Source organism: Anaerocolumna sp. AGMB13020 (assembly GCF_033100115.1).
In the GTDB taxonomy this organism is placed as follows: domain Bacteria; phylum Bacillota; class Clostridia; order Lachnospirales; family Lachnospiraceae; genus Anaerocolumna.
The window spans coordinates 2,960,129-2,984,573 of record NZ_CP136910.1 but is presented as its reverse complement, the minus strand read 5'-3'; the positions used below and the strand labels follow the sequence as shown (position 1 = coordinate 2,984,573).

The 24,445-nt window shown below is 38.8% G+C and carries 18 protein-coding genes and 1 pseudogene; 6 read left to right on the top strand and 13 right to left on the bottom strand.

What is annotated here, in order from left to right:
* Window positions 1–71: 71 nt before the first annotated feature.
* The 4 genes from R2R35_RS12095 to R2R35_RS12080 all read right to left on the bottom strand — a co-directional run bounded on the left by R2R35_RS12095 (window position 72) and on the right by R2R35_RS12080 (window position 6,382).
* The gene (locus R2R35_RS12095; protein WP_317730081.1) at window positions 72–1,628 is read right to left on the bottom strand and encodes a HAMP domain-containing sensor histidine kinase; all 1,557 of its coding nucleotides are present in this window, start codon (window positions 1,626–1,628) and stop codon (window positions 72–74) included.
* Between the two features lie 8 nt (window positions 1,629–1,636).
* Entirely contained in the window at window positions 1,637–2,314 is a 678-nt protein-coding gene (locus tag R2R35_RS12090) for a response regulator transcription factor (RefSeq protein WP_317730080.1), read from the bottom strand.
* Window positions 2,315–2,675: 361 nt separating this feature from the next.
* Window positions 2,676–4,451, bottom strand: a complete 1,776-nt coding sequence (locus tag R2R35_RS12085; RefSeq protein WP_317730078.1) for an ABC transporter ATP-binding protein — start codon at window positions 4,449–4,451, stop codon at window positions 2,676–2,678.
* 170 nt (window positions 4,452–4,621) lie between these two features.
* Window positions 4,622–6,382, bottom strand: coding sequence for an ABC transporter ATP-binding protein (locus tag R2R35_RS12080; RefSeq protein WP_317730077.1), 1,761 nt, complete (start codon window positions 6,380–6,382; stop codon window positions 4,622–4,624).
* 798 nt (window positions 6,383–7,180) lie between these two features.
* On the opposite strand from R2R35_RS12080, the gene R2R35_RS12075 reads away from it, so the two are divergent.
* From R2R35_RS12075 to R2R35_RS12065, 3 genes and pseudogenes are all read left to right on the top strand, one after another.
* Complete coding sequence (locus R2R35_RS12075; RefSeq protein WP_317730076.1) at window positions 7,181–7,708, top strand: Rrf2 family transcriptional regulator; 528 nt, start codon at window positions 7,181–7,183, stop codon at window positions 7,706–7,708.
* Window positions 7,699–10,071, top strand: coding sequence for a YhgE/Pip domain-containing protein (locus tag R2R35_RS12070; RefSeq protein WP_317730075.1), 2,373 nt, complete (start codon window positions 7,699–7,701; stop codon window positions 10,069–10,071). The genes R2R35_RS12075 and R2R35_RS12070 overlap by 10 nt, the downstream gene beginning before the upstream one ends.
* 334 nt (window positions 10,072–10,405) lie before the next feature.
* A pseudogene (locus R2R35_RS12065) lies at window positions 10,406–11,041 on the top strand (GTP pyrophosphokinase); the annotation flags it as partial.
* A gap of 425 nt (window positions 11,042–11,466) precedes the next feature.
* Here the strand turns inward: R2R35_RS12065 and R2R35_RS12060 are convergent.
* From R2R35_RS12060 to R2R35_RS12040, 5 genes are all read right to left on the bottom strand, one after another.
* The gene (locus tag R2R35_RS12060; RefSeq protein ID WP_317730074.1) at window positions 11,467–12,489 is read right to left on the bottom strand and encodes a glycoside hydrolase family 130 protein; all 1,023 of its coding nucleotides are present in this window, start codon (window positions 12,487–12,489) and stop codon (window positions 11,467–11,469) included.
* Window positions 12,490–12,647: 158 nt separating this feature from the next.
* Complete coding sequence (locus R2R35_RS12055; RefSeq protein WP_317730073.1) at window positions 12,648–13,298, bottom strand: hypothetical protein; 651 nt, start codon at window positions 13,296–13,298, stop codon at window positions 12,648–12,650.
* Window positions 13,295–14,122: a carbohydrate ABC transporter permease gene (locus R2R35_RS12050; protein WP_317730072.1), complete on the bottom strand. Its 828-nt coding sequence runs from the start codon at window positions 14,120–14,122 to the stop codon at window positions 13,295–13,297. Before R2R35_RS12050 ends, R2R35_RS12055 begins: the two co-directional genes overlap by 4 nt.
* Window positions 14,119–14,988, bottom strand: a complete 870-nt coding sequence (locus R2R35_RS12045; protein WP_317730071.1) for a carbohydrate ABC transporter permease — start codon at window positions 14,986–14,988, stop codon at window positions 14,119–14,121. The genes R2R35_RS12050 and R2R35_RS12045 overlap by 4 nt, the downstream gene beginning before the upstream one ends.
* Window positions 14,989–15,145: 157 nt before the next feature.
* The gene (locus R2R35_RS12040) at window positions 15,146–16,594 is read right to left on the bottom strand and encodes an ABC transporter substrate-binding protein (RefSeq protein WP_317730070.1); all 1,449 of its coding nucleotides are present in this window, start codon (window positions 16,592–16,594) and stop codon (window positions 15,146–15,148) included.
* Between the two features lie 473 nt (window positions 16,595–17,067).
* On the opposite strand from R2R35_RS12040, the gene R2R35_RS12035 reads away from it, so the two are divergent.
* Window positions 17,068–17,955 carry an AraC family transcriptional regulator gene (locus R2R35_RS12035; RefSeq protein ID WP_317730068.1) on the top strand — a complete coding sequence of 296 codons (888 nt, stop codon included), beginning with the start codon at window positions 17,068–17,070 and terminating at the stop codon, window positions 17,953–17,955.
* Window positions 17,956–17,958: 3 nt separating this feature from the next.
* Here R2R35_RS12035 and R2R35_RS12030 read toward each other — a convergent pair whose 3' ends face one another.
* Window positions 17,959–18,972: a substrate-binding domain-containing protein gene (locus R2R35_RS12030; protein WP_317730066.1), complete on the bottom strand. Its 1,014-nt coding sequence runs from the start codon at window positions 18,970–18,972 to the stop codon at window positions 17,959–17,961.
* A gap of 129 nt (window positions 18,973–19,101) precedes the next feature.
* On the bottom strand, window positions 19,102–20,079 hold the full coding sequence (locus R2R35_RS12025; protein WP_317730065.1) for a S1 RNA-binding domain-containing protein: 978 nt from the start codon (window positions 20,077–20,079) through the stop codon (window positions 19,102–19,104).
* 387 nt (window positions 20,080–20,466) lie between these two features.
* On the opposite strand from R2R35_RS12025, the gene R2R35_RS12020 reads away from it, so the two are divergent.
* Both R2R35_RS12020 and R2R35_RS12015 read left to right on the top strand, forming a co-directional pair.
* Complete coding sequence (locus R2R35_RS12020; RefSeq protein ID WP_317730064.1) at window positions 20,467–21,324, top strand: sigma-70 domain-containing protein; 858 nt, start codon at window positions 20,467–20,469, stop codon at window positions 21,322–21,324.
* 21 nt (window positions 21,325–21,345) lie between these two features.
* Entirely contained in the window at window positions 21,346–22,506 is a 1,161-nt protein-coding gene (locus tag R2R35_RS12015) for a DUF3810 domain-containing protein (protein WP_317730063.1), read from the top strand.
* A gap of 336 nt (window positions 22,507–22,842) precedes the next feature.
* Here R2R35_RS12015 and R2R35_RS12010 read toward each other — a convergent pair whose 3' ends face one another.
* Both R2R35_RS12010 and R2R35_RS12005 read right to left on the bottom strand, forming a co-directional pair.
* Window positions 22,843–23,274 (bottom strand): DUF3862 domain-containing protein, encoded by a 432-nt coding sequence (locus tag R2R35_RS12010; RefSeq protein ID WP_317730062.1) that lies wholly within the window; start codon window positions 23,272–23,274, stop codon window positions 22,843–22,845.
* A 397-nt stretch (window positions 23,275–23,671) separates the two neighbouring features.
* The gene (locus R2R35_RS12005; RefSeq protein ID WP_317730061.1) at window positions 23,672–24,409 is read right to left on the bottom strand and encodes a hypothetical protein; all 738 of its coding nucleotides are present in this window, start codon (window positions 24,407–24,409) and stop codon (window positions 23,672–23,674) included.
* Window positions 24,410–24,445 lie beyond the last annotated feature (36 nt).

Here is a 24,445-nt window from a genome sequence, read left to right as displayed (position 1 = left end):
ATGAATTTGAAATGAAGATTCTATGTAGGTGTAATGCACATATTACTATCGTATAAGTTTGATATAATAGATTAAAAATATAATTCAGCCATAACGCCTTCTTTTATATTGCTGAGCTTTACATGGAATTTCAGTAATTTCGCATAATAAGATACCACATATAGTCCAAGCCCATGTGCCCGGGACTTGGTTATGCTGGATACAAAGGGTTCAAACACATGGGGAAGCAATTCCTCATCAATTGCAGCATTGGAGTTTATGATACATAATCGGTTGCTTTCGTATAATATGGTTATCTTACCTGCTTTCGGCGTAAAGCTAATTGCATTGGATAGCAGGTTATCAAGGATTTTTTTAAGCAATTCGGGATCGGTGTAAAGACTTTTACTCTGTCCTGTTGTGCTTATTTGAATTGCTTTCTCGTCCAACTGAACCTGGTAATAGCTGATACACTCAATTATAAGGTCATCCAATGAGAGTGGATCTGTTTGTATTGCCGGAGAGCAGTGGTTCAGATACAGGATATCCTCTACAATCTTCTTCATGGACTGAAGCTGCCCCTTTACCTGGGGGAGATATGCTTTGGTATCCTTGTATTTTCCGATTTCATTAATCATGCCTTCTACCAGGAGCAGGGCGGCAGCTATTGGAGTCTTAAGCTGATGAGAGGAAGCACGTAAGAATACCTCCTGCCTCTTATTTTCTTCTGCAAGATATTGATTTTTCTCTTCTAATTCCTGATAGCTTTTCTGAATCTTTAGGTACAGCTCATTCAGACTTTCAGCGAGGCTGCTGATTTCGTCGTTTCCGGTTACCGGTATTGGTTTCAGATACAATTCCTCAGAATACTTCATTCGCCTCGCATGGTTAGACAATCTTATAATTGGATTTATGATAAGCCTTGAAAAGAGCTGGGAGGATATCAGTATTAGCAGCAACGACACAGCAATTAGCATTGGGAGACTTTGAAGTATAACCGGTTTTATCTCATCAATTCGTGGAGTCATAACCGGCAGCAGGGTAATATCAATGGAAGCATCCGTCAAACCTAAAGCTATATAACTGGTATAGAAATTGCTTCCGTCCGTTATATTAGATTCATATATCAACAATTCTGAGGATTCCTTATGGAATTTTGAAGAAATTAGCTGATAGGCCTCTTTATACTCATGAAAATTAAAGTCAAATTGCAGTGGGTAATCCGCAGGAATGAACTTATCAAGAGTCAGCAGTTCTTTAAACTTATCAAAAGAGATATCCTCTTCCTGTATGTCCTTTATCTCATCCGTATTTCTGGCATAGTATCTCAGCTTATCAAGGATTTTAAGCAGCTCTTCATTATCTATGTGAACGGTAAGTTTAAAGAACTGATTAACCGCATAGAAGTAATCCCCTGTCAGCGGAATTTCAACGGTAAGCGTACCGCTGGGGTTCTTCACTTCAAGGTTATCGTAACTGCCGGTCTTCATATAACCCTTCTGCAGGCTTACGATTGAGGCATAATTTCTATCCTGCATGTAAGCTACATAAAGTGATGGTACCATGAGTATGAAATAGCCAACTAAGAGCGTCATAATTATCAATGAAATAATACTGCTGTAAATCAATGTTTTTCTGGATAGATTCATGGAACACCTCATTCTGCTTCTGCTGTAACTTCCTTAAATTGATAACCCACACCAATTACCGTGCGAATATAATTTTTAGGCAGTTTCTTGCGTAAATTCTTTATATGTGCATCTATGATACGGTCATTGCCGATATAATCTTCGTTAAATATTCTAAGTATAAGCTGTTCTCTTGTAAAAGCACGCATGGCTTCCTTTTTAAGAGTATGTAATAGCAGGAACTCGCTTAAGGTAAGCTGCAGGGATACATTATCGTAAAAGGCCTGATAGGCTTCTTCATTCAGGTAAAGTCCTTTTGTTATTACGGCTTTCTTATCTGCTACAGCTGTTCTTCTTAATATGGTTTCTATTCTTTTCAGTAATATTATAGGTGAGACAGGTTTTACTACATAATCATCTGCATAGAGATTAAAAGCCTTTACCTGTGTTGGTTCGTCATCAATAGCAGTAAGCATGATAGCTGCCATGGAAGGTTTTCTGTCCCTGATGTGGCGTAGTACTTCGAGTCCATTTTTACCTGGAACCATTATATCAAGTACGGCCAGATCGAAGTCCTGCTCTTCCAGCAACTGGATTGCTTCATTTCCATCTTCCGCAGGTGTGACATCATATTGCTTCATTTTCATATATTCCATCAAAACCTCTTTTATTGTAGGCTCATCTTCTAAAAATAGTATTCTTACCATTCTTAACTCCTCATTCCGGTTATAGGTATTCATAATTGCTTAGATCTATGTTGATTGCTTCATTATATCAGAAGGAGGCAGCAGGGGACAAGTTAAACGAAAGAAGGTAAATAAAAGAAGGTAAATAAAAGAAGGTAAATAAAAGAAGGTAAACGAAAGCAGGAAGCAACACGTATAGGCTGCTTCCTGCTTTCGTTTTATAAGAATTAAAACTCTTAAAGAATGGAACAGCAGTATAAATCAGCCATTCCTGTGATATCAGAAACGATATCACTATGATTTATTCTCAACGGTATTTTGAATTGATGAAAAGCTGCATCGTAGGAGATAATCAATTCGGTAGCCGTTGCTTTTAGCGTAATTAAAGGTTCTTAAACTGAGCCATATAGAGCTCGTAATAAGCGCCTTTCTTTTCCAGTAACTCTTTCGGGCTGCCTTCTTCAACAATGCCTCCATTGTCGATGTAAAAGATTCTGTCAGCTTTCTGTATTGTGGACAAGCGATGGGCGATAACGAAGGAGGTACGTCCCTTTAGGAGAACTTCGATACCTTGCTGTACCAGTAATTCTGTATGTGTATCAATACTTGAGGTTGCCTCGTCAAGTATAAGAATTTTAGGCATGGATACCATAGTTCTGGCAAAGGCTAAGAGCTGCTTTTGTCCGGCAGATAGCCCGGCTCCTCTTTCTTTTAATTCCGTATCATAACCTTTTTCCATTTTGATAATGAAGTCATGGGCATTGACTGCTTTGGCAGCAGCGATGATTTCTTCATCGGTTGCATCTAGCTTACCATACTTCAGATTATCCTTTATAGTACCGGAGAACAGGAAGTTATCCTGTGTCATGATACCCATCTGCATACGTAAGCTTTCAATGGATACATTACGGATATTATTACCGTCGATATAGATATTACCTTCTTGTATATCATAAAAACGGCTGATCAGGTTAACCACAGTTGTTTTACCGGCACCAGTAGGTCCAACCAAAGCGATGGTCTCACCGGGTTTGATATGAAAGCTTACATCATTTAAGACCTGAGTATCTTTATCATAAGCAAAAGTTACATGATCAAAATATACTTCACCTTTGATTTGGGGAAGTTCTTTGGAATCATTCTCATCGTTGATATCAGGATCGGTGTCCATAATCTCAAAGATACGTTCTGCACCGGATATATTGGTTACCAGCTGGTTATAAAAGTTGCTCAGATTCATAATTGGCCTCCAGAACATGGAGATATAGGAACTGAAGGCAATCAATGTACCGATGGGAGTAACATTGTCTCCTGTCATCTTTATTCCGAAGAAGAAAAGAGAAACAGTACCAATACCCCAGCAGAAATCGATAATAGGACCAAAAGCATCACTTAAGAGAATTGCTTTTATAAAGGAGCCTCTGTGCTCATTGAGCATACTGTCAAAAGCATCGGAAGTTTCCTTTTCAGCTGTAAAGCTCTGGATAATACGCATACCGGATAAATCTTCATGGATAAAAGCATTCAGGTTGGAATTCTTCTTTCGATATGTCTGCCATCTGACATGGGAGTAAACCTGAATAAGCCACATACCAACAATAAGTAAGGGAAGGCTTATTAAAGCTGCAAAAGCCAGCTTATAATCTTTTGCCATCATGATTACGACAACTGCCACTATGGTTATAAAATCCGGGATCAGAGTGGTTACACTGTTGGTGAGTACGTCCTTTAAGGAGTTGACATCACCAATAACACGTGCCAGTATCTTACCCGTAGGGCGGCTGTCAAAGAAGCTGAAACTAAGCTTCTGGATGTGGGTGTAAAGCTCCTGTCTTATAGAAAGCAAAACAGTGTTGCTTATCTTTGCCATTATAAACATACGAAGCTTTACTAACAGTATATAGGTAATGTTCAAGGCAGCAGCAGCTATACCAAGCTTTATGAGGCCGTTAACATCCTTACCTGCTATGTTGACATTGATTGCGTGCTCAATTATAAGTGGGTTTAAAAGACTGATGGTTACAGTACCACCCATAATCAACAGCACGGAAATAATTTCTCTTTTATAAGCTAACAAATAGCGAAAGAGCCTTAAAAGAGTATTTATTTTACCGGGGCCGACCAGATTCTCATCAACCCTGACTGCATTAACTGACATAAGTCCTCCGTTTCTGCGCTTTATGGCGCATGCGAGTTTAACATAAACCTGTCTGATAACTATTATTGATTAACTGCTATAATTTAAGTTAAAAATTGATACGTTTTACAGGTTTTGTACCTCTTTACCCTGTATATGAAAGAGCTGAGAGGTGTTGCAATAAATTGATTTTATAGGACGAGGGATACATCCTTCTTCAAGCTCTTTAAAGAATTATCAGTTAAATAATCCCCATACTGAGCCATATAAGTCTGATAATATAAGCCCTTCTTCTCAAGGAGAGATTCGTGGGTGCCTCTTTCTGCAATTGCACCGTCTTCTAAGAAGATAATTTCATCAGCGTTTCTGACGGCTGAAATTCTGTGAGCGATAACAATTTTAGTCGTTTGCTCCAGATCATTTAAATTCTTCTGTATAAGATGCTCTGTTTCCATATCCAGGGCAGAGGTTGAATCATCCATAATAAGAATCGGTGTTTTCTTTGCAAGTGCTCTTGCAATACTGATTCGCTGTTTCTGACCGCCGGAAAGACCAACACCTCGTTCACCAATTACAGTATCATACTGATCATCCATTTTCTCAATAAAGTCGGAAGCCTGTGCCTGTATAGTGGCATGTATAACTTCCTGGTCCGTTAACAGAGGACGCTGACCCATCTTTACATTTTCATTTACAGTATCAGAGAATAAGAATACATCCTGCATAACCAGTGCCATATTCTTTCTTAAATCATAAAGGGACAGATCCTTTACATTGATACCATCCAGCTTAATATTACCTTCTGTTGTTTCATAAAAGCGCTGCAGCAGATTGATAACAGAAGTCTTACCTGAGCCAGTGGCACCCATGATACCAAGGGTCTTGCCTGGTTCTAAGTGGAAGCTTATATTTCTAAGAACCGTCGTGTCATTTACATGAAAGGAGACATTTTCAAATTCAACATCACCAGCAGCTTTTTCAAGGGGAGTGGAATCCTCTTTGTTAATAACTGTAGGTTTTTCTATCATTATTTTGTTGATTCTCTTAGTTGATGCGGCAGCTGAGGCCATGTCGTTAAAGAGCCAGCCCAGTAATTCCATAGGCCATACTATATTGTTGGCATATTCTGCAAAGGCACCGAGGGTACCAAGGGTTATGTCTTCCTGAATTACCAGAAAACCACCGGCTACTATAATGACAACCGGAAGAAGCCTGGTTATGAATTGAAAAAATGGATTGTATTTTATAAGTACCTTGGACTGTCTCATGTTTAGTTCATAATAGCGTTTGTTGTGAGAAAGAAATTTGCCAATTTCAAATTTTTCTCTTGCAAAAGCTTTCACTGTTCTGACACCGGCCAGGTTTTCCTGGGCCACCAGATTTAACTTAGCATTTTCCTCGCTGATTTCTTCATAGACATTATCCAGCTTCTTTTCCATCCTGATTGCAATAAAGGCAACGATAGGCATTGCAATCAGCGGTATGATAGTAAGCTTGGGGCTTAGGGTATACATGCTGTAGAGCACCAGCGAGGTGTGCAGGATAACCTCTACTACGAGCATTCCGATAAAGCCAACACCAGACCAGACTTTATCCACATCATCCTTCAGGCGGGACATAAGTTCTCCGGTATTGTTCTTATCAAAGTAATCCAGGGACAGGCTCTGGACATGACGGAACAGATTTCTTCTGATATCAGCACCGATCTTAGAGCTGACAGAATCGAAGAGAACCTCTTTGAAGTAGCCGAACAGGGCTCTGCCTACACCAATCATAAAGATAGTTATTAAAAGTCTGGTAAGAAGCTCCACCTTACCGGCAACGATAACATCATCAATAATAAGCTTTAATATTCGTGGTGATAACATATCCAGGGCAATGCTTATCGTCATACAGACAATGGCAATGGCGTAGATGTACCAGTATCGTTTGATATATTTTGATAGTTTCATAAATCCTCCTCCCTATTTTTGGGCAAAAAATAGCCGTGGTCCATTACCACGGCATTAAAAATTCATTATTATATTAACATGTGTAGTCTATAATTGGGACTGCACTATATAAAAGAATTATGCGTTGAGGTAATAAAAGTTAAATTATTATTTGTATTATTGGCTGCAGCATTAAAATTACGATTAAACATATTATTTACCTCACTTTCTTTTATAGTCTTTTCACATTATAACACACTACTAATTTTTGTCAACTAAAAAATGAATGAATTTAATATATATTTTAAAAAATATTGAATTTTTAATGGACAAATTAATTTTCTTATAAATAAACAACAGATGTTCCTACCTGGTACTGGATTGCTACGCTCATTCTTAAGCTTTAACTCAACCCGCTTATCAGGTAGTGATATTAAGAAAAGGCTGCACAAGGAGGTACTGGCGAAAAGTTGTCTAAGAGAATAAGAGGATAGGGAATAGTCTAATTAATATAAGAACTTTTATGTACAAGAACAAGAATTATGATAAGGATATCTTGATGAGATTACTTTTATAATAGAGATCCCTTGTAATAATACCTCTTTAAATATACAGTAAGTCAGCGGTGTGCGGAGCCCACAGCTGAGGTACTGAGAGAGTGAAGGAAACGTTGCATAAAAAAATGAATAAAAAATACAATTTTTAATGAAAATTTTTGTCACATTGATTGTTGACACTTTAGCTCAAGGAGAGTATGATTCCATTGTGGATTTGAAATGTCTATAATGGACATGAAACATCAATAAAGGAGATGAGAGAATGAAATTAACCAGAGGAATCGAGCAAGCCGTTTGTATTATAGCATTGCTAGCAACACAGGAACACTCCATACCCGTAGCATCGGAGGAAATCCATAAACGACTGAAAGGTTCCCTGACTTATACGAAGAAAATCATACGAAAACTGGTAGTAGCAAAATTGGTAAATTCAGTATCTGGTAATAATGGGGGATTTACACTGGCAAAAAATACGGATGACATAAACCTGCTGGAGATAGTAGAAGCATTGGAGGGAACAATAACGACCTATCCGGACTCCGGGCTTATTGACCAGGTATTTGAAGATATACAGGTCATTGCCAATCAGGGTACGGTAGTTATGCGAAATGCTTTTGCAGAAGCAGATATGTTATACAGGGAAGCACTTAGAACAAAAACAGTAAGCCAGCTACTTCAGGAAACCTTGGGCAGCAAGGAGATTCAGCCCATCAACTGGAATAAGGCAGAACAGTGGAGTGACTTCGATTTATGGATCAGAAAGGTGATGGATAAATATATATGGAAATGATAAAGTCAGAATGGAAAAAGATTAAAGCAAATAAATTGCTGCTGGTATCTTTTATCGTAATATGTTGTATACCTTTGTTGTATGCTTCTTTTTTCTTAAGATCAATGTGGGATCCCTATGGTAAGGCTGAGAACCTTCCAATTGCGGTTGTGAACGAGGATCAGTCCGTGGATTTTGAAGGTCAGACCTTATCCGTTGGTGATAATGTAGTGGAGGAGTTAAAAGAGGATGAGAGCCTTGAGTGGCATTTTGTAAACTCTAAGGAAGCCCTGCAGGGATTAAAGGATAAGAAGTACTATATGATAGTAACTTTCCCGGAGAACTTTTCCGCCAATGCAGCGACAGTTCTTTCTGATGATCCTACACAGATGGTTATTAATTACGAAACCAATGCCGGTGTGAATTATTTAGGTAAAGTCGTAAGTGTTCAGGCAATCAAGGAACTGCAGACGAAGGTTTCAGAGAAAGTCACAAAAGCTTATGTATCTGCAATCTTTGATAAAGTAGAAGATATGGGTGGTAAGATTACGGAAGCTGCAGATGCTTCCTCGCAGATTAAAGATGGTTCTGATAAGTTGAAAGAAGGCAATGAAACAATTTACAGCAACCTTGATAAGTTGTCCAAAGCCAGCTTAACTTTCAGTGATGGTGTGGATACCCTGAGCCTTGGACTGAGTACTTACCTGGACGGTGTCCTCTCAGCTAATAAGGGAGCAGCTACCTTAAAGGAGGGTCTGGCACAATACCAGACCGGTGTTGAGACCTATACCAATGGCGTTAAGAAAGCTGCAAAAGGAGCAGATACCTTAAATGAGAATTCAGAAGATTTAAAGAATGGCGCCAAACTGGTATCGGATGGTGTCACAGAGTTAAACACAAAGCTTGGTACCACCATTGGTTCCTTAAGCTCAAATGCAGAAGGTGTGAAGCAGCTTGCTGACGGTATGACAGCAGTTAACAGCGCAGTGTCAACCCTTAATACCGGAGCAAAAGCACTGGCAGCAGGAATACCTTCAAAGGATCAGGTAAACGGAGTATCAAAGTATCTTGATTACAGCACTTTCAGTCAATTACCCAAGGAGCAGCAGGCAGTTCTCCTTCAGAGTGCGGCAAAACTTCTGGCAGGATATGAAACGGTTGGAACAGCAGCCAGTCAGATATCCGGTGGTTTAGGTCAGCTTGCAGAAAAAACGCCTGCACTGGTGGAGGGCACTTCTAAGCTAGATACAGCTTTTGGTTCTATTTCTACCCAGGCACCTGCTTTGACAGAGGGACTCAGTAAGTTAGCTACCGGAGCAAAAAGCCTGGAAACTGGTGTTACCTCTTATACCGAAGGAGTGGATCAGTTAACAAAGGGCTTAGATCAGTTAGATACCAAAGCAGCAGATTTGAACAATGGTATTGATAAAATAGCCGGAGGCAGCAAGGAATTAACAGCAGGTCTTAATAAACTTGCAGAAAATAATGATAAATTATCAACAGGTATGGATAAAATAGCAAAAGGTGCAGAAGATATCCATGACGGTGCAGCTAAATTAGCAGACGGTTCCAAACAGTTAGGTGATGGTCTGACAGACTTATCCGACGGTGCTGGAAAACTGTCCGACGGTTTACAGGAGGGTGCTGATACCATAGACTCCTTTGCGGTATCGGATGATTCCATCGATATGATAGCAGCACCAAGTACTTCAGAGGAGACTTTATACAGTGATGTGCCCAATTATGGTCATGCGCTTGCTCCTTATGTATTATCACTTTCCCTGTATGTAGGATGTATGCTCTTTAACTTCATCTATCCTATCAGAAAAGTTGCCATGAAAGGTAAACCTGTAGTACAATGGTGGCTTGCCAAATTATCCGTAGGTATCGTTGCGGCAACAGCAATGGCAGTCATCGATGCAGGCTTCATGCAACTTCTGGGGGTAACCACAGTAGAGACCGGACATTACTATATAACAGCCATAATAACAGCCTATGCCTATATGCTCCTGATTATGCTGTTATCTGTAGCCTTTGATAATCCCGGACGTTTTGTGGCTATGATACTTTTAGTACTTCAGCTTGCCGGTGCTGGCGGAACCTTCCCTATGCAGTTAACGGATAAGTTCTTCCAGGCAATACACCCGGTTCTTCCTATGACATACTCGATTTATGCTTTCCGTCAGGCTATCAGCGGAGGTTTAGGCGAAGGAACTTTAGTTACCAGCTTATTTATATTACTGCTTATTGCATTGGTATCAGCGCTTCTCTTACTGGTATCCATGACAGTATTAAAAAAGATTAGCAAGGATGGCGTATCACAGTTAGACGATAACCAGAAACTTATGGATACAGATTACTCTTATGTAAATTCCAGTCTGTAACGCCATATTTTTAGTTAAGAAAGCTTCATGACTTTTAAGGGGTTTTAAAAGCCATGGAGCTTTCCTTCTGTTTAAAAAGCGTATGGTTAAGAACACTAAATATCCCTATATAATGCATATTTCCTATAAAAATCATTCAGATTGTTAGAAAAACATATAAAAATGATAAAGTTTTTATTAATTTTCACTATATTCAAAAATTGTTCATATTTCTATGCTATAATGTAAAATGATTGGTGAAGCGGAGTTGCAGTAAGATACAACTAATCGGAAAATATTTTAAACATGGGATAACAACGCGGGATTGACTTTTCCTTGTTTAAGGAGGACGGAAATGGATTTACCTATTTTTTATAGTGAAGAAGACGAGTGGAAAAAAGTAATGCTCATGTATGACTCGGCTTTGAAGGAAATCAATACAAAGCTTGAAATACTGAACAATGAATTTAAACTGAATCATCAATACAATCCCATAGAACACATAACTTCCAGAATGAAATCACCACAAAGTATAGCGAAAAAGCTAAGGCATAATAACCGGGAATTAACCGTAGAGAATATTGTTAAATATATAAATGACGTGGCAGGAATACGTATAATTTGTTCTTTTACTTCTGATATCTACCGTATTGCAGATCTTATTGCAGCACAGAGTGATGTTAATGTCCTGAAGGTAAAGGATTATATGATGTGTCCAAAGCCTAACGGATATACAAGTTACCATATGATAATATCAGTACCCATCTATCTCTCTGAGACCATGGTCAATGTAAAAGCAGAGATACAGATTCGTACCATTGCAATGGATTTCTGGGCCAGCCTGGAACATAAGATATATTATAAGTTCGAAGGGAATGCACCTGAGAGGATCAGCAAAGAATTAAAGGAATGTGCGGAAATTGTATCCTTTTTGGATCACAAGATGCTGTCCCTGAATGAAGAAATCAGAATGTACAATCCGGACAGCGAAATGGATCACTACAGGGAAGTTGTATCTGAATCCTTTCAGAATATGATCAGAGAATCCTACGGCACCGTCATAGACGAGGATGATATTATTCAGGAGGATCACCAGGGCAACTTAAAAGATAGCGCAGAGTATGAAGAGAAACATGAAATGTATGAGGAATTGTTTGAGGAGGTTGAAGTAGACAAGGATGCAGCAACTGTAGCGGATGCTTCCCCTGATACCGGAAAAGACGAGGTCAAGGAAAAAAGCAAATTCTTTCGATTCTTCAAACACAATGTCATAAGCGAAGAAATGGATAAAATGTAATAACGGATAGATAAAACGGCCTGAGGATGAATCTGCCTCTCAAAGTTAAATTATTAAGTTTAACTTTGGGGAGGTTGGTTCATCCTCAGGCTGTTTTTATAGCTTCCTAGTAATATTAATTATCTTTTTCCGATCTCGGTATCTGTTTCAGTTAATTTGCTGTTTTCTTTGATATAGGCAACAATATCATCAACTTCTGTAAAAGCAAGTGCTACATAGCTGTCAGCAGCTCCGTAGTAAATAGCGATCTTTCCTGATTCAGGATCATGGATTGTTGCACAAGGGAAGCATACATTAGGAACGAAACCTCTTTCCTCATACCACTCTTCAGGAGTTAAGATGAATTTGCTGCAACGATATTTAACAATGGAAGGATTGTCAATATCAAGGATTGCACCGCCTATGCTGTATACAAAACCATTGCAGGTACTGCTTACTCCGTGATAGAACATCAACCAGCCTTCAGAGGTCTCAATAGGAGTGGCACCTCCGCCGATCTTAACGCTCTCCCACCAGCTCTTACCTTTTTCCATTACATGTCTGTGTTTGCCCCAGTACACCATATCAGGGCTTTCACTGATAAAGATATCACCGAAAGGAGTGTGTCCGCTGTCGCTTGGACGGCTGAGCATTACGAAGTTACCGTTAATTTTACGAGGGAATAATACTGCATTACGGTTGTAAGGAATGAAGGGATTTTCAAGTCTTACGAATTTCTTGAAATCAGTTGTTTTAGCCATACCGATTGCCGCACCATAAAAATCCTGGCACCAGATGATATAATAAGTATCCTCAACCTTTACAAGACGGGGATCGTATGCATATAAAGGCATAAAAGGCTCACCATTCTCATCTTCAAAAGGAATCTTATTCGGCTCGATATCCCAATGGATAGCATCTTTACTTCTTCCCATGTAAATGTAAGGGATTCCGTCTGTCTGCTCACCACGGAACACTCCGATGAACTCATCACCATAAGGCATAACCGCACTGTTGAAGATTCTTGCAACGCCTTCTACAGGGTTTCTTCCGATAATAGGGTTCTCATTATATCTCCATACAGGTGCTCCACTAAGGTTCTCAGGTCTTTCCTGCCAGGGAATGTTCTTAACTGCGGGACTTATCATTTTAATTTTACTCATAATCTCAAATGCTTCCGTAATGGAAGCCCCTTTCTAATATTTTCTCGTAAAACCCAAAGATTCTATAGTTAGTTCTACCCAAGATTAAGGTTTCTTAAACTTATTGAAGCGATTCCTTAACAGGTTTTATTTTTGTACTGTTACCAGAGAGCTACAACTTATTTTCTGCGAAAAAGACTTTCCGTAAGATAATAAAATTCATCCTCTTCGCTTAAGGTACCCAGAGTCTTGCGGTAGAGTAATATCTGAATAAAGATGACCGCTTCCAATACAAAGATGAAAAAAGTGCTGGTCGGTATTAGTATAAACATTATAATATCAGAGAAAAAATATAACAGGCAAACAACCCCTACAAAGAGAAGTATAAAGTAAGGGAGTTTGATAAATAAGATACAGGTTATTTCTATCAAATCGATATTATTTCCAATAAAAGTGCGATAGCCGGCTATATAAAGCATAAATACCAGTAATATAGAGGCCATAGCAAGGCATAACACAGAATAGATCATTTTATCAGCTCCCGCCCACAGGTAGATACCTGCGAGATTGAGAAGCATGATCAAATGAACGGGAATATATTTCATTAAAGGGAGGGAATGTTTCAAATTCACAAAATAGGTTTTAACAATGCTGTCAGTGATGTTTATCTCTTTGTATATTACGTCCTTCCCAATCAGAAAGATTGCTCCAAGTGCAGGCAGAAGTAAAAAGCCTAAGGATAAAAGGACTGTCAGGAAGAATAAGATACTGGTAAAAAACACGATATGGACAGCGGACAAGATCTTGTAGAACAAGGATTCTCTTGTCATGACTTAATGGCACCTGCTAATCCGTAGAAAATATATTTCTGCAGGAAGATATATACAAGACCAATCGGTATGATTCCCAATAGAATTGCCGCTGCTACAATCTCAAAAGGAGTTGACATACTACCGAAGAATTTATAAAGGGCCACAGTAAAGGTCTGTACGTCTTTTCTTAAGTAAAGGTTCGGAATATAGAAATCATTGTAATAACCAATTCCGTTTAAGATGAGTAAAGTTGTGCAGGCAGGCTTTAAAAGAGGAAGAATAATCTTTCGGTAAATCGTAAAGTAGCCGGCACCGTCTAACAAAGCGGATTCGTCAAGTTCCTTGGAGATGGAATCCAGCAGGTTAAACATGATATAGATACCGATAATACCAACACCGGAGTATAATAGGATTACACTGGCCATTTTATTAACCAGGTGCATACGGTAAATTATCTGAAATACAACGGTCTGGGTTGTAACAACCGGTATAAACATAGTTAATGTGAATAAGGTCATGATGATCTTTCTGCCTCTGAATTTAAAACGATGAAGCACATAAGATACCATGGTAGTAAACATAATCTGAAGAGACAGAGAGATACCAAGGATAATTGCAGTATTTAACAAAGCCTTTCCAAGGTTACCTACACGAATGGCATAATTGAAGTTATAGCCGTTCAGCCAGTTCTTAGGAGGAGTCAGTACACCTGTAGCAGAATATTCTGCACCGGTTTTAAAGGCCATGAATATAAGAGGAATTATAGGGATTATTACAAAAATACATGCTGCAAACAGGAATATATAGCGCAGTATCTTGTATACTTTACTTTCCTTTATCATCTTGCACTTTCTCCTTTCTTGTTAAAGATACTCTGTAAACCAACAGCTAAAACAACGATAACGAATACCATTATGGACAATGCAGCAGCAAAACCAACACGGTTCTCCATAAAGGCACTCTGCTGAATCTGAATAACAGGTGTTACTGTTCCATTAGAACCGTTCATCATAATATAAGGGATTTCAAATACCTGAATGGAACCGGAAACACTTAGTAATATATTAATAAACAATACGTTACGGATGGAAGGAATGGATATGTAGAGAATTTCCTGCCATTTTGTACAGCCATCTACGGCAGCTGCTTCAAATAAATCGGTTGAAATCGTCTGAAGAGCACCAAAGAACATAATAAAGTTCATACCATAATAACGCCAGATACTGATGGAAGCAATAGAGGGGTTAACTAAATTCAGGTTCTGAAGCCATTGCTGTTTTAATGCTCCAAGACCAATTGTATCAAGTATCAGGTTAAGAGTACCGGAGTTATTAAAGAATATGATGAAAATTGTTGATACGATAACACCATTTAATAAATAAGGAATAATCAGAATTCCTTTAAACAGGTTTAAACCTCTGAACTTTCCGTTTACAAAGATTGCAAGGAAAAATGCAAATACCAGCTGTGGTATGGCAACAATCATATACCAGAGGCAGTTCTTGAAAACCATGATATACTGTGGATCAGTCAGCAATCTTTCGTAATTCTTAAGTCCAATCCATCTGGGAGCTCCAACACCTTTATAGTTGGTAAAACTCAGATAAACATTAGTTAAGATAGGAATATAGGAGAATACCAGTAACTGAATGACCGGTATCACTAAAAATGCAAAAATAATGATTTTGCTGCTTTTTGTTTGTTTCATTTCAACCTCTTTCACTGCAGGCCTGAATGGGGAAGTCCAGACTGCTAATGTTACATTTGTGATTGTTGTCTTTGTGAAACCGCCAAAGAGCCCTCACAGGCCGTAGGGCAACGGCCTGTGACTGGCTCTTACATTGCGGTAAATCGGTAGTGTTAGATTAGTCTACCCACTCAAGTCCGAGTTCTTCTTTGTATTCTTTGTAAGCTTTGTTCTGTACATCTACCTGCTTGTTGTAAGCTGTCCAGTCATCAGGTTTTGTTGTATCAAGAGCATCGAATAAAAGTCCAACATATTTGTAATCTGCATATAAACCAGCTTCTGTTAAAACATCCTGATTAGCAAGAGTGTTTGCATCAGTAGCAGGGGAGAGAAGAACTTTGCAGTCTCCGCTTTCAACCATTTTATCAATGATGGAGTACAGTTCAGGAACAATAGGAGTCACACCTTTTTTGTTAGCGATATATCCGCTGTCTGCGATAAACTGTGCATCTTCAGAAACATACTCAATGAAAGCTCTGGCTGCTTCTTTGTTCTTGGAGAATTTGCTGATTGCCCAGTTGTCAGCAGGAGCTGCAAGGACATATCTTCCTGCACCGAAATCAGGAGCGGGAGCAAATTTGATAATGGAAGGATCTTTTCCTTCAGGAACACGTCCCTGGATCTGAGGAACAACCCATGAACCGAAAAGCATCATACCAGCTTTTCCATAAGCAACGCTGTCCATAGCTACACCGAAATCAGTATAAACTTCAGGCTCAAAGTATCCTTTTGCTTTCCACTCTGTGTACATTTTGATTGTTTTACCAAAAGGAGCAGTTTCACTGAAAGGATTCTCAGTTTTTAATGTCTCAGCAAATACGTTAGCATCACCAGCAACATAGGATGCGAAATCCTGTACCGTTGCAAGAGGCCAATTCTCAATTCTGTGTAAAGAGATAGGTGTTACGCCGTTTGCTTTGATAGCTTCGCACATTTTGTTGAACTCTTCAAGCGTAGCAGGAATCTCATCATATCCAGCTGCTTTGATAACTTCTTCATTGTATACTACAGCCTGGTTGTAGGCTCTGCCGGGCATTACGCTGTAGATGGTTGTACCGTCATTAGGCATTGCCATTGCATAGTCGCCATATAATTCTTTACCTTCTTCTATTGTAAAGTAAGGCTCTGAATACTGTGCCCACTCTTCAAGGCTCCAGTTGGGAGCTGTAAAGATGTCAACGGATTCATCCTGTACCTGGAACAGAGGTCTTAATTCATCTTCATTAGAGATAACGTTAAGATCAACATTGATACCGGTTTCTGCTGTAAACTTCTCAGCTAACTGTTTTAAGTAAGCAGTAGACTCATCACGATATGTATTACCATCTTTGTCTTTCTTCTCTTCACCTAAAACTCTGTTTCCGCCATGTGTATATACACTAATGGTAGTTCCTTTTAATGATGATAAATCAGTACCTTCAGATCCTGTGCCTTCAGAAGAGGATGCTCCTTCAGTTGCTGCAGGCTCATTTGTCTTGTTTGTGTTGTTGCTGTTTGAGGAGCATCCAACCATGGAAACTACCATCATAGATGCAAGAACAACTGCCAAAACTTTTTTTAGTTTCATAAAATTCCTCCTTAAATATTTGTTTTAAGTAAACATTAGACTAAAAACTTCTTAAAAAAACTAGGTTTTTAATCTTGAATTTAATTGTATATTTACTTTCACATTTAGTCATCTACCAATCTTGCAAAATTAAGTCGAATCTTGCGAAAACTATGCAAAATATACTTTTTGGATATATAAAACTAGAATAATTGTGCACTTATGCTAAAGGAAAAAAACGTACATTCATACAACCACCTAATAAATTGCATAAGTTAACTGAGTTAATCTTACTTTAACTGATTTATATAGAGTTATTAATATAAAAAAATTAACTTAACAGGTTATAAAATCATATTGCTATAAACTATTTTATACCTTATTATTATAGGAAGACAAGCTTTTGAAACTATTTTGTGCATAAGTACCCAGATAAAAGGTATTATGGTAAAAAAAACAGATTACCTTTGCCTTGAAAGGAGAGTGAAAAGAACGTGGATTTTGGTCAAAGATTTAGTAATGCAATTTCATCTTATGCTTATTATGGCAAGACTCTGGCTGATAAGTATGTGCCTACTGCTGTCAGTGTTCCTCAGACAGTTAAGGATAATCTTCCATTTGCAGAAGCGTTCCTTGAGGTTAAAGCAAAGGATTCTTATTCACTTGACATAAACTATCTGGATGCCTATTGCCTTATCTATACTCACAGCGGTTTGGGGCAGCTGTCTGTAAAATCAGGTACCTATGAGCTTACAGAAGGAACGCTTTGTTTTATTAACTGTCGTATGAAATATCAGATTAAAGTTCCAAAGACCTGGTACCATACAGCTTTTTATATACAGGGAAGCCTCCTTCCTTTTCTCTATGAAGCAGGCAGGTGGGATATTGAGCTGCTACACAAGGTCCCGGAGGGATCTTTAATTCCCCATGGAATCAATGAACTTTACGAGCAGCTGTCAAAGGAGTATGGCAATTATATGCTCCAGTCTAAGCTGATTCTGGATATTTTATTAGGTATGGCAGCAGAGAAAGAGAAAAAGGGAGAAGGGGATAAACTTCTGCCAGAATATATCAGAAAAATCAAGTTAAGTTTTGAAGAAGATTGTAAAGCCAGATATACCCTTGATAATCTCTCTGCAAAGTATCAAATCAGCAAATATCAGATATGCAGAGAATTTTCTGCTGCTTATGGTTGTTCCCCCATGCAGTATCTGAATGACATTCGAATTAAGGTGGCAAAGGAAGCCTTAATAAGTACGGATAAGCGGGTAAACGAAATCGGGAGAATGGTGGGTTTTGATAATACCAATAATTTCATCCGGATTTTCAGACAAAAAACAGGAGCAACTCCTCTTAACTACCGTAAAAGAGCTGCTCCATAATAATTAGTACGCCACACTGTCTTTGTGGACGATATTACCTTCAACAATAGAAATCCCAAAATTCCTGGAAGGATTATTTATTTTTTCAATAAGATTGTTGATACTTCTTAATGCCATTTCCCTGACATTGACATCATAGGTTGTTATGCCGATATTGCATAAGCCCGGATAAAGATAATTATCAAAGCCAACTACCGAGATATCCTTTGGTACTTCATACCCCTTTTTCTGAAGGGCTTTGATAAGGGAGCAGGCAGTCAGATCGCTGTTACATACGAAAGCGGTTGGCATTTTGTCAGGAAATACAAAAGGGAAACCTACTACATCGCCGGTTTTCCAGTCTCTGTCATCTAAGAGCCTATCCTCTGTAACGGAAAGCCCGTGCTCTAACATGGATTTATAATAGCCTAAATAACGGTCTGTAATACTGCTTGTATACAGAAGTGTTCCCACGTAAGCGATATCCTGATGGCCTCTGCTAAACAGCAGATTGGTAAGGACGTAGGTTCCGTAAAAACCGTTGGATACAACAGCGTCGCAGTCCAGGTCCTTATCATAAAAGTCAAGGCATATCAATGGAATATTTAATCCGTCTTTCAGCTTTAATAAATACTTGCTTTTTGGCTGACCCATCAGTATAATACCATCCACCTTTTTCTCACGGATAAGCAGGGGGATTTCTGGATTATCTTCTGCTTCAGGGCTGATAACCTCCAGCATGGTGAAGCATTGGTTAGCGGTGGCATTTGCTGTTACCTCCTGGTATAGCTGCCAGTAAAAAGAGACATATTTGCCAAAATAACGCCCAGGCACAACTATACCGATATTATAACTTCTGCCCTCTTTAAGGCCTTTGGAAGAATTGGATTGTTGATATCCCATTTCTTTTGCAAGGTCTTTTATTTTCTCCCGCATTTCCTCACTTACACCTTTTTTACCTGAAAGTGCCTTTGATACAGTGACAATGCTCACGCCCAAAGAGTTGGCTATATCTTCCATTTTGACTTTCCTGTCCATATTTACCCTCTTAATCAACTTTTTAACTTAATTTACTTTCTTTTTACTCTAGTATTTTAATGTACAGAATTTTGTTTGTCAACTTTAAATACTGATAAGGTTGTACTGGGAAGCGTTTTGTTCGGTTGGTTATTCGGGGAGCTTAAATTTCGAAAGCAGTCCTGCCAGACCTGTGGAAGCTTCTTCACCGGAGGAATATTCAAAAGGAGCTGCTTCAACGTTTTCTGAAATCTCTGCTTTTTCCTCAACAGCTTTTATGCTAAGACTGATCTTGCCATCCTTTACTTCAATAATCTTAACGGTTACTTCTTGTCCTTCTTTTAAAACTTCTCCGGGAGTTTTAAGGCGTTTGTTGGCAATTTGAGAAATATGAACCAGACCGGACAGACCATTTCCTAAACTTACAAAGGCACCATAAGGAGCTAATTTATCCACAGTTCCATTGGTAACAAGGCCGATAGGCAGATGAGAGATCTTACTTAATTTTTCTTCCTTAACCTGTTCCTTTTCTACTTCTTTTGCAGAAAGCACCAGTTTCTTTTTATCTTCTTCCACTGTAATTACCTGTACATCTACCTCTTTATTAACCCAGGAGCTCAGATCCTCCACGTAGGTAAGAGAAAGCTGAGAGGCAGGTATAAAGCCTCGGATTCCTAACAGATAAGTAGTAACGCCTCCGTTTACTTCCTGCGCTATCTTAACCTTTAGCACCGTTTTGTTTTCCAGATACTCTTTTAAAGCAGTCCAGGACAGGAGGTTGTCAGCTTCTTTTTTGGATAAAAGGATATTTCCTTTTCCATCATCTTCTCTAATAACTACAGCGGAAAATTCTTCTCCGATTGTCACATCCCCTTTAATAGAGAATCTGGGATCGTTGCTAAGTTCTTCTAAAGGGATAATGCCTTCAGCATAATAACCCAGGTCCAGTGTAACCTCTGTTTCCGAGATACCGATTACAGTACCTTTTACCAGTTCGCCTTCTTCAATTTTATGAAGGGATAGGCTAATTTGCTCTTCAAATTCTTCCATGGACGGAATTGCTTCCTGAGGCGTGGTTTCCGGCACAGAAACAGCCTCTTCCGCTTTCACTTCTAATTCATCGCTCATTTTGGTGCTCCTCTCTTGTTTGTGGTTCGTTATATAATAGTATAGCCTATTAATGGAATCTAAGCAAGATATGTTGTGTGTATGTGCATGGCAGTCTTATCTTTAAACGTCCTACGAGATTAAGGAATATTTATATCATTGATCATTAGGGCTACATTCTGCTTGGTGTCATTAAGAACTATTTACTGGAAAATATCTGTTGCGCCAACCTCATCTCATCTGTTACTCATAAGTAATTCCGACATAAAATTCCCTTTTACCCAACGAAGCAGGGAAGGCGTTATGGTGTTTACATATGGCATTTGCGGGAAGTATTAAGATATGATAAAATAAGAAAAGAAGCAGAGAGTATAATCTCTCTCAGTAGTTGCAGGAAAAGAGGTATATATGGAAGATAAGAATAAATTTCAGGACATGTTAAAGGACGTCTTAGAGGTTGCAAGAGTACAGGGGAATGAGCTGGGGATGAATGAGATAAAAGAGTTCTTTGGCGGTATGGGGCTCAATGAAAGTCAATATGAGCATATTTTCGCTTACCTCGCAGCAAATCATATAAAGGTTAAGGGATATGTAAATACAAAGGCTTTTGATGAATACAAAGAAGCAGTCGAGGAAAGCGAAAAAGCGGAAGAAGGCTCCCAGGAGAAGGAGGAGGCCTCTAAGGAGGACGATACCCAAAGCTTAGAAAGTGTCGTGAAGCAGACAGGAGAAGATTCCCAATATTTAAAGATGTACCTTGAGGATATTTCAGCGGTAAAAAGGGCGGATGAAGCGGAGTATGGAACCTTGCTGATGTCCATAAGAGGGAAAAAAGAAGAGGTTAAGGAAAGGTTTATTGAAGTAAACCTTCATAAGGTTGTGGAATTGGCAAAAAATTATCAGAACAGGGGGGTAACCCTGGAGGATCTGATACAGGAGGGAAATATTGGACTTTTGTGCGGGGTAGAAGCACTGTACAGCGAGACGGTCTTAGAGAGTGAGATCAGTTTCTTAGAGGGTTATATCAAGAATGCGCTGGAGCAGGCAGTCTATGAAAACACGGAGAGCAGCAGTTTTGAAAAGGATATTATCAATAAGATCAGCCATATAAAGAGTGCTTCTGAGGAATTGGCGGAAGAACTCGGCAGGGAGGGCAATCTGCACGAGCTGGCAAGATATGTAAAGATGTCTGAAGAGGAATTAATTGACATTATTAATATGTCTGCTGATGGTGTAAAATTAAGTATGGAACATGAAGATAAGTAGCCTTGAAAAGGGAGGAGCTAATTGAAGGAAACAAAGACACTGAATTCAAATAAATGGTACATGGCTTTTCGTAAGAAAAGGATATTTATAATTTTATTAGCTCCGCTAGCCTATATCTTACTTTTGATATCACAAAAAAGCTCTTATTTTGCGGAGATGATTTTTGCGCGTAAAATTTACAAAGGGATAGCCTATGCTGTCAGTTTTTTGACGGATAAGATTCCTTTCTCCATAATGGAAGTTATAATTAAACTTTTCCTGCCGGTAGTTCTTGCAGGTTTCGTGTACCTTATATTTCAACTTCTAAAAAGAAGACAAAAAGAAAAGACAGCAGCATATATTTTTATGCTTTCTTTGATTAATATAGGATGTATTGCCAGTGTAATCTTTTTTCTTTATGTAATTACAGCTGGCATAAATTACAACAGATATTCTTTTGCGCAAATCAGCGGCTATACCTTAGAGAAATCTTCCGTCCAGGACCTTTATGAGCTGAATAAGAGCCTTGCGGTAAGAGCTGCAGAGGTTCGCAAACTCATAACGGAAGAGGGGGGAGCCTTCACGCAGGACGGAGCCATCATTATTGACAAAAGTAACTGGACAGACCTGGTTAATGCAGCTGCAGCAGCCTATGAGAAAATCGGCACAAAATACCCGCAGCTGGAAGGAAATTATAAATCTGTAAAAGCGGTATCCTCTTCCAGGGTTATGTCTGCCATGGAGATTACCGGCATATTCTGGCCTTTTACAATGGAAGCAAATGTAAACATTGATGTACCGGATTATACGATTCCTGCTACAATGCTTCATGAATTGGCACATCTTCGAGGTTTTATGAGAGAAGACGAAGCTAATTTTATTTCTTATCTTGTATGCAGCAATTCAGATGACAATGTCTTAAAATACAGCGGATTAATGCTGGCCCTGGCTTATGTGGGGAATCAGCTTTATCAACAGTCTACGGAATATTATGAACAGGCAAGGGCACTCTATAGTGAGGAAATGAAAGCTGATTTAAGAGAAAACTATTATTATTGGGTACAATTTGAGGATACTGTCATCAGTACTGCATCAAGTACTCTGAATGATACTTATCTAAAGGCCAATAAACAGAGTGACGGAGTGAAGAGCTACGGAAGAATGGTAGATCTTTTGCTGGCGGAGTTCAAGGCAGGAGAATAAAGGGATTTAAACCAAAGGAGGTGTCTTTCTGATATATGGAAAGACACCTCCTTAATTGTTTGTACTGTTGGTGGTGGATAGAGACCACGGAGTAAAACAAGAGCAGAAGTGCTTTTATATTGGAAGCAGTTAGATTGGAAACCTGGAACCAGTTGGGGAGTAGGAGCTAATACAAAGACGATACTGGCAGCGGGCAGGAAGAAATAAGAAAAGCCCCGGGTCCATATAACTTAGGACCCGGGGCAATCCCCTCTAAAATAAACATAGCATAGTTCATAAAATGGTAAATGGACGGTTGCGTCTAATCCATTAATTCTGGAGGGGTATTTCTCTTAGCTATTTTAAACCAATTTGAGCTTTACCAGTTACCTTGTCATTAGTAAATGTAACATTTGCATTAGAACCTGCCATCCCATTTCCATACCAAGTAATTATCTTTACCGTAATATCCCCGACGGAAGATTCGGTTGTAGATGTCCCTTCACTCCCGATTAATTTAACTACCTCTTCATAAGACATATCGTTTTCGATAGCATTATATTCATCAAGAGTAATATATTCTGAATCATTTGATACTCCGGATACATTTTTCTGAATGGCATTGTTTTGAATAGATGCTATAATTCCACCTGCCCCTACTACAATAATAAAAGCAATAATAAAGGTTAGACAACCTGCCTTTTTCTGCGATCTTCTGCAATTTGGACAAATTTTAGCCTTTTTGTCAATCTCAGTTTGACAGTGTTTGCACTTTTTAGTTTCTCCCATAATTTCCTCCATGTGTAATATTGTGTAACTATTATGGGATATAATACCTATTTTGTCAAATTAAAAATCCCTCAGGGAGATAGTCTGGGGGATATTATATTAAATATTTTGGTAAATATTAAAATTTTATTACCCACTTTGAAGAACATAAGGTCTATGCTTTGGCCATCGTCTGATCGGCAGAGATCGTCTATAGTTGCAACCGGCATACTTTGCAGTCTTGTAAACGGTAAATGTTGCACAGGTATTAAACCTATTAGAGGTTACCATGATAACTATATGGTAAATACAATGACTAAATTCAACTATTATATACAAGCAAATACAAAGCGGCAAATAAGAAAAATGTAGTAAAATTAACGCATACCTACAATCATACGTCCTCAAATACAAAAGGCTAATTCTTTCTGGTATATAAAAAGGCACGTCCTTTTTTTCCGGTTTGCTCGATTACCTCCATTTGCTTTAGAACTTTAAGGGCAGAGCTTAATGCAATACTGCCGTATCCGGCTGCTTTTGAAAATTCTTTTGCCACAAAGGTATCATTAAGAGCTTCCGGAAATAGCAGCTGATAATCAGCAGGAGAGTTTATAAATATCTCCTTGGCAAGACCTACAGGAATACGGTCTGCTTTTCCCGCGTGGTTTTTCCTGTCTTTTCCCCAACCATCCAGGAATTTATATTCTTCGAGGTCGATAAAGACTAGGTGGAGCTTAAGCCCCGGATCATTAAGGTAATCCTTTATCTTATACAACTCCGGAAGGATAAGAGAGGCTTTTCCTATCTTTGGGGACTTTCTTCGGGGGCTGACTTCTCCTGATTCCTTGTCTACCCATCGAAGCCATTTAATATGAGGGATGGGATATACGATTGTGACGGGGGCTTCTTTTAAGAATACAGGAAGCTTCTTTCTCAGGCGGTCAAAGTTCTGTGTTTGTATTTCTATAATACCCTCAGGGGTAACAATGTCGGCATAATAGTTCTGATATTTAATTTCATGGCAGGATTGATTTGGAGCAAGATAGTTTTTCAAAACGGCATGGACAGTCTTTTCGCTCAGGGTTCCGATACCACTTTCCATTCTTGGGTTATTTATAACAGTATCGATAGCTTGCTCAAACAATAATGTATTCATAAAACCCTCTTTTCTTCTTACTATAAGTAAAAGAAT

What these genes read in the sequence shown, in the direction of transcription:
- R2R35_RS12080 (WP_317730077.1), bottom strand. Translation starts at nt 6,382, where the DNA reads ATGAAACTATCAAAATATATCAAACGATACTGGTACATCTACGCCATT.
- R2R35_RS12055 (WP_317730073.1), bottom strand. Translation starts at nt 13,298, where the DNA reads ATGACAAGAGAATCCTTGTTCTACAAGATCTTGTCCGCTGTCCATATC.
- R2R35_RS12010 (WP_317730062.1), bottom strand. Translation starts at nt 23,274, where the DNA reads ATGGGAGAAACTAAAAAGTGCAAACACTGTCAAACTGAGATTGACAAA.
- R2R35_RS12095 (WP_317730081.1), bottom strand. Translation starts at nt 1,628, where the DNA reads ATGAATCTATCCAGAAAAACATTGATTTACAGCAGTATTATTTCATTG.
- R2R35_RS12085 (WP_317730078.1), bottom strand. Translation starts at nt 4,451, where the DNA reads ATGTCAGTTAATGCAGTCAGGGTTGATGAGAATCTGGTCGGCCCCGGT.
- R2R35_RS12050 (WP_317730072.1), bottom strand. Translation starts at nt 14,122, where the DNA reads ATGATAAAGGAAAGTAAAGTATACAAGATACTGCGCTATATATTCCTG.
- R2R35_RS12005 (WP_317730061.1), bottom strand. Translation starts at nt 24,409, where the DNA reads ATGAATACATTATTGTTTGAGCAAGCTATCGATACTGTTATAAATAAC.
- R2R35_RS12025 (WP_317730065.1), bottom strand. Translation starts at nt 20,079, where the DNA reads ATGAGCGATGAATTAGAAGTGAAAGCGGAAGAGGCTGTTTCTGTGCCG.
- R2R35_RS12090 (WP_317730080.1), bottom strand. Translation starts at nt 2,314, where the DNA reads ATGGTAAGAATACTATTTTTAGAAGATGAGCCTACAATAAAAGAGGTT.
- R2R35_RS12075 (WP_317730076.1), top strand. Translation starts at nt 7,181, where the DNA reads ATGAAATTAACCAGAGGAATCGAGCAAGCCGTTTGTATTATAGCATTG.
- R2R35_RS12020 (WP_317730064.1), top strand. Translation starts at nt 20,467, where the DNA reads ATGGAAGATAAGAATAAATTTCAGGACATGTTAAAGGACGTCTTAGAG.
- R2R35_RS12070 (WP_317730075.1), top strand. Translation starts at nt 7,699, where the DNA reads ATGGAAATGATAAAGTCAGAATGGAAAAAGATTAAAGCAAATAAATTG.
- R2R35_RS12040 (WP_317730070.1), bottom strand. Translation starts at nt 16,594, where the DNA reads ATGAAACTAAAAAAAGTTTTGGCAGTTGTTCTTGCATCTATGATGGTA.
- R2R35_RS12030 (WP_317730066.1), bottom strand. Translation starts at nt 18,972, where the DNA reads ATGGACAGGAAAGTCAAAATGGAAGATATAGCCAACTCTTTGGGCGTG.
- R2R35_RS12045 (WP_317730071.1), bottom strand. Translation starts at nt 14,988, where the DNA reads ATGAAACAAACAAAAAGCAGCAAAATCATTATTTTTGCATTTTTAGTG.
- R2R35_RS12060 (WP_317730074.1), bottom strand. Translation starts at nt 12,489, where the DNA reads ATGAGTAAAATTAAAATGATAAGTCCCGCAGTTAAGAACATTCCCTGG.